This is a genomic window from Corallococcus carmarthensis, assembly GCF_003611695.1.
Lineage (GTDB): Bacteria > Myxococcota > Myxococcia > Myxococcales > Myxococcaceae > Corallococcus > Corallococcus carmarthensis.
This window is the reverse complement of the sequence record NZ_RAWE01000293.1, coordinates 1-10,420: the sequence shown is the minus strand read 5'-3', so window position 1 is coordinate 10,420 and position 10,420 is coordinate 1. Positions and strand designations below refer to the sequence as shown.

Here is a 10,420-nt window from a genome sequence, read left to right as displayed (position 1 = left end):
GTGGGGGCCGGCGGGGACGCTGCGCGGTGGGAGGCGCAGCCGTGGCGGCTCCAGCTCCAGGACACGCGGGCGCGCGAGCACCGGGTGTCCCGGGCCGCGGTGGTGGCGGCGCTGCTGGCGGAGGGCTGCACGGCGGAGGCGGACGTGGCGGGGTTCGCGGGGGCGCTGGAGGACCGGGGGTCGCTCAGCATCGGGCAGGTGCTGCGGTTCGTGGACGGCGTGCGGGTGCGCATGGCGCTGGCGTGCACGGACGACGAGGTGTTGCAGCTGGCCTACCTGCGCCGCAACGCGGAGGAGCTGGCGGAGCGGATGATTGACTGGGCCAACACGGGCCGTCTGCCGGCGTAGGCCAGGCGGAGCACCTGGCGGACGTTGGTGGTGGGCGTCCCGGGTGGGAGTGTCTTGACAGGGGCGGTGGGCCGCTTTCAGGTGGGGGCATGCTCGCCCTTGCTCTTGCCGCCACGCTGGCGGCCGCACCCGCGCCTCGCGTCGCCGCCTCGACGGTGACGGTCCTCCATGTCCCGCAGCTGGATCAGCTCCAGGGGCTGACCGCGTTCCTCACGCGAGCGGGGGCGTACTCGCAGATGCTGAGTCCGGCGTCGTGGAGCGGCGAGCTGCACCCCATCCTCCCGCTCGACCCGTCGAAGCCGGAGGCGATGGAGGCGATGGGCATCGACGCGACGGGGCCCTTGTCCGTCTCCATGCGGCAGGACGGCCGCATCACGTGCACGCGGGTGAAGGACGCGAAGGTATTCCAGGAAGCGGCCGCGAACGTGCTCGCGCGCAACGGCGACGTGAAGGCGGGCACGGTGAAGGGCGTGACGACGCTGCGGGCGCCCAGCGCCACGGGCGGCTTCGGGGGCTACGTCATCAAGGGCCAGGAGGCCTGCGCCTTCCTGAGCACGGGCTCGGACGACGCGCTCCGCAAGGAAGCGGCGAAGCTGGTGGCGCTCAAGGCCCCGGCGGCGGACGCGCGGATGAGCGCGGTGCCCGGCGTGCTGTTCGTGTCCACGAAGGACGGCGTGGTGGGGCTGGATGGCACGGCGACGGGACTGAAGGTGGAGGGCACGGCGACGAAGCTGCCCCTGCCGCCCTTCCAGTCCAAGGGCACCAGCCCCTACGGCGCCATGTCCCCCGCGGGCCTGCTCTTCGCGCGCGCGCAGGTGGCGCCGACGGGCGTGGCGCAGGCGGTGCAGTCCGTGGCGGCCGCGGTGCAGTCGGTGTGCCCCGCGTGTCCCGCCGACGACGTGAACGCCGTGACGGACGCGCTGGCGAAGCAGATGACGGGGCAGGTGTTGTTCGGCGTGGATTCGGTGGCGGTGAAGGGCTCGCTGCGCAAGCCGGAGGTGCGCTTCTTCGCGGCGAAGCAGGCGCTGGCGGCGGAGGTGACGGACGCGGCGGCGGTGAAGGCGGCGCTGGCCCCGCTGGCCAAGTTCCCGGGCGCCAAGGCGCTGGAGGACGGCTACGCGATGGAGGCCAAGGGCGGCAGCGTCTACGTGCGGCTCAAGGGCAAGCAGCTGGTGTTCGGCAACGACTCCACGGTGACGCAGACGATGCTCGCGTCGCTGCCGGAGAAGGGCGGGACGCTGAAGCGCGCGGTGGAGTTCACGTTGGACCCCAAGAAGGTGGCGCGCGGCCTGTCCCAGGTGTCGCTGATGGACGTGATGGGCGACCAGCAGCTGGCCGCGTTCTTCGGCGCGAGCACGGAGCTGGGCCCGCTGCTCGCGAAGAGCGACAGCATCACCGGCTGGCTGGACAGTGCGCCCAACGGCGCGCACCGTTTCTCTCTACATTGGGCGTTGCCCTCACATCCTTAATCAAAACAAAAATGACAATTAAATTCTCCGACCCAAGCAGCCCCGACGAAAACTCTTCGACCGAGCTAGAGCCTGAGCCTCTTGGTGCTCCCCCCCGCAAGACGCCTTGGGATCCCAAGAAGATTCGTGTATCGACCAAGCCCTGGTCTCTGAGACAAGCGATTGACGACATTGCCGACTCAACAATCGACCTCACTCCGGACTTCCAACGACCCTCCGTATGGAATGAAAAACAAAAATCAAGACTCATCGAATCCATACTACTCGGCATCCCACTGCCTGCATTTTACTTCAATGCCGACCGCAACGGCCGCATGCAAATTGTCGATGGCGTCCAGCGACTCTCGTCAATAACCGGATTTGTAAACAACAAATTCGAACTGACGAACTTGGAATATCTGACCGACCTGAATGACAAGTTCTGGAGAGATCTAGAACCAACATTTCGACGCCGCTTCCATCAAACACAGATTTTCGTAAACGTCATTGAACCTGAAACGCCTTCAGAGGTGAAGTTCAACATTTTCAAACGAATCAACACAGGCGGAGAGCCGCTAACCGCTCAAGAAATACGCCATGCACTGAGTCGTGCACGATCCCGAAGTCTCCTTAAGCGAATGGCCACATCCAGAGCATTTGAGCTGGCAACAGCCGACGCCCTCAAGGCGGACCTGCGCATGAATAGCCAGGAAATGGCACTCCGCTTCATAGCCTTCTATCTCGACCCTAATCTGCAGACGTATGAACGCGCAGAATCAGTCGACGACTACTTGATAGCATGCACGAAGCGTATTGATGACCCTCAAGATCTTAGCGACAAGGAGCTCGCCAAAATCGAGGAAAAATTCACTCGAGCCATGGAGAACGCACATGCTCTATTTGGAGAACATGCTTTCCGCAAATGGCCAGCGGGCAATTCCCGTCGCTTCCCGCTGAACAGGTCACTATTCGAGAGCTGGTCGCTTGCACTAGCCGACAAAGACTCAGCCTTACTTCTACCAAGGAAAGAGCAGATCATCTCTAAACTTCGATACAGGTTCGCAAATGACAAAGAATACGAATCAGCGATTACCGCAGCAACAGCGGACTTGGCTCGCGTCAAACTACGCATTCGCGTGGCACAAGAGATTCTGAGCTAACCACCATGTCCCTTCGCAAGCTTTCACTCACAAACTTCAAGAGATTCCGAAAGTTAGAAATAGACCTGCGTGACCTCACCGTTCTCACAGGCATTAATGGAGGAGGAAAAACTTCAATCCTACACAGCTTGATTCTCGCACGACAGGCGTCCGCCGGGGCCCCTCCTCCAGATTTCGTACAACTAAATGGGCCCCAAGGGCTCCAGTTAGGCGAATCACAAGACGTACTCCATCGAGATGCGGAGCCGGCCGAAGGAATAGCCCTCACACTAGAAGATAACCAAAACTCCACCACCACATGGCATTTTGGCATTGAGGATGAGCGCAACCTCAACTTAAGGGTCAAAGAAAGGCCAACTTCGCCACCGAGCGCACTTGCCAACGAGGCTCGCCAATTTGCGTATCTTGGCGCAGAGCGCCTTGGCCCACGCGATGTACTTGGCGCAAGCTCCATTGCGCACAGGGATTTACATGTTGGCCATCAAGGAGAATTTTCTGCGCAAGTTCTCTCTATCCTTGAGCGCGAGAACGTTTCCGCAAAGCGAATTCATCCTGTTACCGAAAGCGAAGGAGGAGCTACAACACTTCGGAAGCAAACCGAGTTTTGGCTGAGCAGCATTGTAAGGCCTATCGAACTCGATGCCGAATGGGTTCCAGGAAGTGGGGTAACACTCATCAGGTTCAGGGAACCGGGAGAGCCCGTCGATCGAATTCGACCTACAAACATGGGATTCGGCGTTTCATACGCACTACCTATTGTCACTGCGGCGCTTTTGGCACCTCCCGGATCACTTCTTTTGGTTGAAAATCCCGAAGCACATTTGCATCCATCTGGCCAATCAAACATGGGCTCATTTCTGGCAAGAATTGCTGCCGATGGCGTTCAAACCATCATTGAAACGCATAGCGATCACTTGCTCAATGGCATCCGTCGCGGCATTGGAGTTGAGAAGGTGCTTTCGTCAGACAATGCCATTGTCCACTTCTTCGATTCTGAAGATAGTGGCGCAGCGCGCACTACAACCATTGACCTATCTCCGCGAGGCGATCTATCTACTTGGCCACAGGGCTTCTTTGATCAAATGGATCTAGACCTTGCGGACTTGGCTCGCTCCCGGAGACATGGACCAGGATAATGCGATTTGTTCTAGATGATGCCGCTTGGTCCCCAGCAGAGCTCTCTAAACAAGACCTTGAAGAAAGTCTCGATTCTCTAACTGATAGACTCCAAGTCATTCGAGAGCGTTCGGAGGGAGTTTCCCTATACGACGGAATCTGGGACATTGCCCTCGTAGGCCCTGACACTCTCACCAGCCTTCTTTATGACGCCGCCAATCCGCGTAATCTACACAGAGATGTAAGACGGCGTTTATCGAGACAGATAGACCAAATCTCAAACCACACATTTGGCGACAAATCGCTACCTGAGTTCACGGCAATGATTGCAGGGAAACCACTGCTTGCGCCATCTGCGGTTTACGCCTGGAAAAACATCGAGCACAACAAAAACATAGCATGCGTCACCCCCAGATCATCAGGTCGCATTGGCGCACTGCCTGTTTCACTTACAGAAGGTCCTCTCCTTGATGTCCATTACGTAAACAACAACTCATCGCATCTAAGCTTTTTCCGCAGCCTAATATCGGCTGAAAATGCAGATGGCACCACGTTCGCACAATTCGCTAAATCAGCATTTCCTGCTCTGCATTTTGCAGAAAACGCGTGGCGCGGACTCAGGGACCTTAGTCGACCATTTCGTGAGCGCCGCGAAGAAATTACACATCACCTATCTGTACTAAATGATCATGGCGCTCGCATTTTCGCCCTGCAGGAACACAGGCACATCGAAAAGGAGTTCCATGCGCTAGGCATTTCCATAAGCACAGAAACAAAAGAAACAATAGACGACAATTATTATTGCTCATTTCGAAAAATGGAGTACGCCAGCGAAATTCTTGTTTTTGACTGGCACACGAAAATTGAGCCGCATATCGACAGGATCCATATCCACCCTGGCACAAAGTCATCTGAGGGCAGAGTCATCATCGGGATATTCACGAGACATTTGCCGCTTCCTGGTGATTGATTCTTTTTTCGCTTGCCTTGGCCTCCAACATCAGAGCGAAACATCCATGGGATTTTCGACAGCAAGGTCGAATTCCCCCGAGAGCCTGTTCTGCGGGCAGATGCTTTTGAGTTGGATTTAGCTACGTACAAGTAAACGGCCCGCTCCAGGGAATCCCCAGGGCGGGCCGTCGTGTCTCCAGCGAGGTTCCGGCCGCGACTATTTCCGCACCAGCTCCACCTGCATGCCCAACAGCTTCCGGCTCTCGCCCGTGGTGCCACACATCGCACCGTCCGTGAGCGGCCCCATGGGGCGCTCCATACCCTCCACCAGGCACCAGTAGCGCACGGTGTACAGGTGCGCCCCCTCGCCGCGCAGCCGGATGCCGAAGGCCTCCAGGCGGCGCGACTCGCCCTGCGTCCCGCACGGAGTGCCTTCGGGCAGCCACCCGGAATCACCGATATCCTGAAGGTGGCACTGGTACTCCAACTGCACGGCCTTCATGGGGCGCTTCAGGTGGAACTCGAACTGCTCGATGCGCTTGGGCTGGGTGGGGAGCCACGTGGCCCGGCTGGAGCTCTGGTTGCCAATGTCCTCACTGTGCACCGTTCCGACCAACGCAACGGTCTTGGAGGGAGCGGCATTCAGCGTCGAAGCCAACATCATTCCAACCGTAACCGTCCGGCCAAGGACGTGCCGTGAGGGATTGCCGGGGTAGCGGTGCACGGCGGACGCTTCCGGGCATGGCGAAGCAGGTGGAGAAGCCGGAGTGGGCGCGAATCGCGGAAGCCTTCGAGTCCAGCGGGCAGACGCAGCGGGAGTTCGCGTTGGCGCGGGGCGTGAGGCTGAGCACGTTGCAGTCGTGGGTGTACCGGAGGCGACGGGCCGAGCCGGCGCGAGGTGAGCCGGTGCGTCTGTTGCCAGTGCAGGTGGCGACGGCGACAGCAGCGGCCGCGCCGGTGGTGGAGGTGATGGCGGCGAGCGGAGCGCGGGTGCGCTTCGCAGTGGGCACCGACGTGGCGTACGTCGCGCGTCTCGTCGCAGCGCTGGAGAAGTGAGGCGGCGATGTTTACCCTTCCTGCCTCGGTGCGCGTGGTGCTGGCGACCGAGCCGGTGGACATGCGCAAGTCCATCGACGGGCTGATGGCTTTGGTGCGCACGGCGTGGGGCGAGGATGTCTACTCGGGGCACCTCTTCGCCTTCGTCTCCAGGCGGGGCGACCGCATCAAGGTGCTGACGTGGAGCCGGGGCGGCTTCGTGCTGCTGTACAAGCGGCTGGAGGAGGGCCGCTTCCGGCTGCCGCGGGTGGACGCGGAGGCGAAGGCGGTGACGCTGGACGCCACGCAGTTGGCGATGCTGCTGGACGGCATCGACGTGGCCGAGGTGAAGCGCCAGCCTGCCTGGGCGCCCCCGGGGCGTACAGGCAGCTGAGTACGTCACGTCGTGAATGCCCTACCCGGCGCGTCGTTGAGAGCGGGTGCCCAGAGTCCTCCCCCTCGACCATTTCTGCCCCTGGCGTGAGGAGGCCGAGGAGCTTCGCGAGCGGATGACGTCGCTGGAGTCGAAGATGGCCGCGCTGGAGCGGCGCGTCTTTGGCAAGAAGACGGAGAAGCTACCGCCTGTCGCCCAGCAGCTGAGAGGCGAGGCACGAAGCCCCGAGGAGGAGACGGCGCGGGCCGAGGCTGCCCTGGCGAAGCGGCGGGAGCGCGCGGCCCGGAAGGCCGTGGAGGCTCCGACGCGCGAGATTCGCCACGCGGTGCCGCCCGAGTCGAGGCACTGCCCGGCGTGCGGCAGCGAGGACTTGAAGCCGCTGGGAAAGGGCCGCACTTCGGTGGTGTACGAGTACGTGCCCGCCTTCTTCGAGCGCCAGGTGCACGTGCAGGAAGTCCTCGCGTGCGCCTGCGGCCAGGGCGTGGTGACGGCGCCCGCGCCCGCCAAGGTGGTGGACAAGGGCGAGTACGGCCCGGGCTTCCTGGCGCACGTGGTGACGTCCAAATGCGCCGATGCCATGCCCTTGCACCGACTCGCCCAGCGGATTGAAAGAGGCGGCGTGCCCATGCATCGCAGCACGCTGACGGACCTCTTCCACGAAGCCGCCGCGGCGACGCGGCCTCTCTCCTCGCACCTGCTGCAAGGCATTGCAGCCTCCGAGGTGGTGTGGGCCGACGAGACACCCCTGCGTGTGCTGGACGTGAAGAAGACGCGCCAAGGCTACCTGTGGACCTTCCTCACCCAGACGCCGAAGGGCGAGTGGCTGGTGGGTTACCGCTTCAGTCTGGGGCGCGCCAGCACGACGCCGAAGGACGTGCTGGGCGGCACCCGGGGCGCCCTCGTGGTGGATGCGTACACCGGCTACAACGCGGTGACGCTGCCCGAAGGCCGCGTGCGCGTCGGGTGCTGGGCCCACGTGCGCCGCCGCTTCTTCGACGCGCTTCCCACCGCGCCCGAGGCCCGTGAGGCCTTGGACTTCATCCTCACCCTCTACCGCGTGGAGGCGCAGGCCCGCGACGCGGGCCTCGTGCGCACCGACGCCCACCGCGCGCTGCGCATGCAGCACAGCGCCCCCGTCCTCGCCGGGCTGCGCGCCTGGCTGGAGGAACAGGCCCCGCGCCACCCACCGAAGGGGCCGCTGGGACAGGCCCTGTCCTACGCCCGAAAACAGTGGGACGCGCTCACCCGTTTCGTCTCCGACGAGCGCCTGCCTTTGGACAACAACCGCAGCGAGGCGGCGTTGCGAAGAGCGGCCCTGGGCAGGAAGAATTTTCTCTTCGTCGGCCACGAAGCCGCAGGGGAGAACCTCGCCGGCCTCTACGCCCTGGTCGCCACCTGCGAGGCCAACGGCGTCAATCCCGAGGACTACCTCGCCGACGTGCTGCTGCGCGTCCAGACGCATCCGAACGCTCGCATCGGCGAGCTGCTGCCGCACGAATGGAAGCGGCTTCGTACCGCCGACACTTCCTGACGTCGCGGCTCCCCAACCCTCACCCGCTCCATCCTTCGCGGCGCTCGCCGAGCACGACCGACGTCCGCCCTCAAGCGATCCGTCACGTCATTGGCCGGACGGTTACTTCCAACCAGCAGGCTCTTCATCGGAGTTCCTTGTGGGAGACACCCGTCCTGACGTGGTTGGAGCAGAACTATTCACCCGGAGCGCTACGCCGCCCTCTACCGGAACGCATCAACGACGTAGGCCGCAGCGGTGGAGCCTTCGAGAATCGCCATCCCAGGCTTCGAGTCAGGACTCTTCCGCATCTGGTCCTGGCTGAGCCGGGCCACGGCACAGATGGGGAACTTCTCACTGTCCGGTGGATGGGCCTCGTAGTACCGGATGACGACCTGCGGACCGCTGGTCCAGACCTGCCCGTACAGGCGGGTCGTCGCTTCCAGCGTGCCAAAGTCATCCTCAAGGATGCTTTCAATGGGCCCGTCGTAGAGCGTGGGACGACGTGAGCCAATCTGGTTCGCGTCGAGCTCCACCAACTGCGCATCGCCGACCCGCAGCTTCAAGGCCCGCATCGTCCGCTTGGCTTCCTCCGAGCATTCCTGCGGACCGGGAGTGCCGTCCGGGCGCAGCGACACACCGCTGCTGGTGCATCCAGCGGACGCGGAGAGCAGGACGAAACCACCAAGCAGCAGGGCCTGTGTCGTGGGCATGGAGGCGGCTTTTCTACTGCCGAACCAGCGTCTGTTCCATTGCCACGGCGACCTGGAGGAGCCCATCCCCCCGGAAGATCTGGAGAGCCAGATCCGCCAACTGACCACCCTCCAATTCGAAGGAACTCCGGTCCACGACAACTGCGATCCTCCCCGACTGGCCAGGAACAATCACCGTCCGGTCCATGCGCAGCGCGAAGGGGCGAGCCGTGCGGAGGGAGAGATCACGGGTCACGGAGGCGCCCTCGAACCTCCAGGATTCCTGGAGCACGGTGTTCCGCAAGGTCACCACGGCGGCTGCCTTCCCAGGTCCCTTGAAGACCTCGACCACCATGTCCATGTCCTCGTTGCGCAACCGGAAGAAACGCTTGCGCCGAAACGGCGTCTTCCCCACCTCCCCATTGGCGAGAAGCGTGGCGTAGGCATGGTCGACGGAGTTCTCCTCCTTCTTGAACCGCTCGTTCTCCTCGCGCAACTCACGCTCGCGGTTGAGCGCGTCGTACAGGCCCGAAAGCACCGCGTTGTAGCTGCCTTGGTCCTTGAACACGTTGACCTGGTAGTCGATCCATCCCCAGGACTCGCTGCGCTTCGGTCTCACGAGGAACGTGAACTCCGTCCCATCCGTCAGCGTCACGTGGAGCGGTAACGCCTCACCTTCATCCAGTTCCCGCAGCGGCTCGACGACCACCTTCTTGCTTCCCACAAGCAGCGGCTCGAACCGCCCCTCCCACGCCAGGAGCCGTGTCTTCGCGACATCGACGTCCTGCTCGAAGCGCAGCACGCTCGCCACCTGCCCGGAGACGTAGATGGACGGAGCCTCCTGCCCTGGATGGGCTGGAACCTGGAGCGTCCGGATCTGGAGCTTCTCCTCGAACTCTCGGGCCAGCGCCGGAAATGCAATCAGGCCGAACAGCAGGCCGAACTTGGGCAACAGCGAAGAGGACATGAATGGTCCAACTTAACAGGATGGACCCTGGACATCCAACCTACGCCGTCCGCTCGCGCGGCCACCCCGTCCGCGACCCGTTCCGCGCTTCCTCCTCCGCTCGCGCAATCCCCCGCTGGAGGTCATTCCAATCCAGCGTTCCCGCGAGCAGCCCCTCCTCGTCCACCACCGCGACCAGGGGCACGCGCGCCTCCGCCATCCTCCGCAGCGCCGTCCACCCGTCCTCGGAGAGCTCCGCCACCACCCCGTCCTCCATCGCGTCGCGCACCATGTAGCCGCCGCGCTGCGCCTCCGGCACCGCCTGCACCGCCGCCCACGTCACCCGCCCCACCGGCCGCCCCGCGCTCGTCACCGGCAGCATGCCCGCGTGCTCGCGCCGCAAGGCCCAGTGCGCGTCCTGCATGGACAGGTCCAGGTCCACGCCCACCATCCGGGGCGTCATCAGCGCCTCCACCTTCACGCGCTCCAGCAGCGCCTTCATCCGCACCTGCCGCGACTCCCCTTCCGCGCCCATCAACACGAAGAAGGCCACCACCAGCGTGAAGGGATTCAGCGTCACCACGCCCCACACGCCGAACGCCACCGCGAACAGCCGCCCCAACGCCGCCGCCACTTTTGTCGCCCGCACCATCCCCAACCGGGGCGTCAGCGCCGCGCGCACGATGCGCCCCCCGTCCATGGGGAACGCCGGCACCAGGTTGAACACCCCCAGCACCGTGTTGATGGGCGCGGAAGGGGAGTCGCGGCAGGTGCGGATGAAGGCGCTGCTGGAGCGCGTGAAGGTGGAGGCGCTGATGAC

The 10,420-nt window shown here is 63.0% G+C and carries 12 protein-coding genes; 8 read left to right on the top strand and 4 right to left on the bottom strand.

Annotated elements, in window-relative coordinates:
- The 5 genes from D7X32_RS45780 to D7X32_RS45185 form a co-directional block, all read left to right on the top strand.
- Positions 1-348 (top strand): hypothetical protein (locus tag D7X32_RS45780; protein WP_158625855.1); only part of this gene is annotated, 348 nt, incomplete at its 5' end.
- 89 nt (positions 349-437) lie between these two features.
- Positions 438-1,817, top strand: a complete 1,380-nt coding sequence (locus tag D7X32_RS40545) for a hypothetical protein (protein ID WP_120607869.1) — start codon at positions 438-440, stop codon at positions 1,815-1,817.
- A gap of 11 nt (positions 1,818-1,828) precedes the next feature.
- Complete coding sequence (locus tag D7X32_RS40540; protein WP_120607868.1) at positions 1,829-2,956, top strand: DUF262 domain-containing protein; 1,128 nt, start codon at positions 1,829-1,831, stop codon at positions 2,954-2,956.
- Positions 2,957-2,961: 5 nt separating this feature from the next.
- The gene (locus D7X32_RS40535; protein WP_120607871.1) at positions 2,962-4,092 is read left to right on the top strand and encodes an AAA family ATPase; all 1,131 of its coding nucleotides are present in this window, start codon (positions 2,962-2,964) and stop codon (positions 4,090-4,092) included.
- On the top strand, positions 4,092-5,042 hold the full coding sequence (locus D7X32_RS45185) for a hypothetical protein (protein ID WP_158625854.1): 951 nt from the start codon (positions 4,092-4,094) through the stop codon (positions 5,040-5,042). The genes D7X32_RS40535 and D7X32_RS45185 overlap by 1 nt, the downstream gene beginning before the upstream one ends.
- Before the next feature lie 198 nt (positions 5,043-5,240).
- On the opposite strand, the gene D7X32_RS40530 is transcribed toward D7X32_RS45185, so the two are convergent.
- On the bottom strand, positions 5,241-5,627 hold the full coding sequence (locus D7X32_RS40530) for a hypothetical protein (protein ID WP_158625853.1): 387 nt from the start codon (positions 5,625-5,627) through the stop codon (positions 5,241-5,243).
- A gap of 137 nt (positions 5,628-5,764) precedes the next feature.
- Between D7X32_RS40530 and tnpA the strand changes: the two genes are divergently transcribed.
- From tnpA to tnpC, 3 genes are all read left to right on the top strand, one after another.
- The gene (gene tnpA, locus D7X32_RS40525; RefSeq protein ID WP_120607866.1) at positions 5,765-6,079 is read left to right on the top strand and encodes an IS66 family insertion sequence element accessory protein TnpA; all 315 of its coding nucleotides are present in this window, start codon (positions 5,765-5,767) and stop codon (positions 6,077-6,079) included.
- Between the two features lie 7 nt (positions 6,080-6,086).
- Entirely contained in the window at positions 6,087-6,452 is a 366-nt protein-coding gene (gene tnpB / locus D7X32_RS40520; protein WP_120607865.1) for an IS66 family insertion sequence element accessory protein TnpB, read from the top strand.
- 115 nt (positions 6,453-6,567) lie between these two features.
- The gene (tnpC, locus tag D7X32_RS40515; protein WP_120607864.1) at positions 6,568-7,983 is read left to right on the top strand and encodes an IS66 family transposase; all 1,416 of its coding nucleotides are present in this window, start codon (positions 6,568-6,570) and stop codon (positions 7,981-7,983) included.
- Positions 7,984-8,186: 203 nt separating this feature from the next.
- Here tnpC and D7X32_RS40510 read toward each other — a convergent pair whose 3' ends face one another.
- From D7X32_RS40510 to D7X32_RS40500, 3 genes are all read right to left on the bottom strand, one after another.
- Positions 8,187-8,675 (bottom strand): serine/threonine protein kinase, encoded by a 489-nt coding sequence (locus D7X32_RS40510; RefSeq protein WP_120607863.1) that lies wholly within the window; start codon positions 8,673-8,675, stop codon positions 8,187-8,189.
- 13 nt (positions 8,676-8,688) lie between these two features.
- The gene (locus D7X32_RS40505) at positions 8,689-9,621 is read right to left on the bottom strand and encodes a DUF2381 family protein (RefSeq protein WP_120607862.1); all 933 of its coding nucleotides are present in this window, start codon (positions 9,619-9,621) and stop codon (positions 8,689-8,691) included.
- 40 nt (positions 9,622-9,661) lie between these two features.
- Positions 9,662-10,420, bottom strand: a 759-nt coding sequence (locus tag D7X32_RS40500) for a CBS domain-containing protein (RefSeq protein ID WP_244239457.1), incomplete at its 5' end; no start/stop codon positions are given.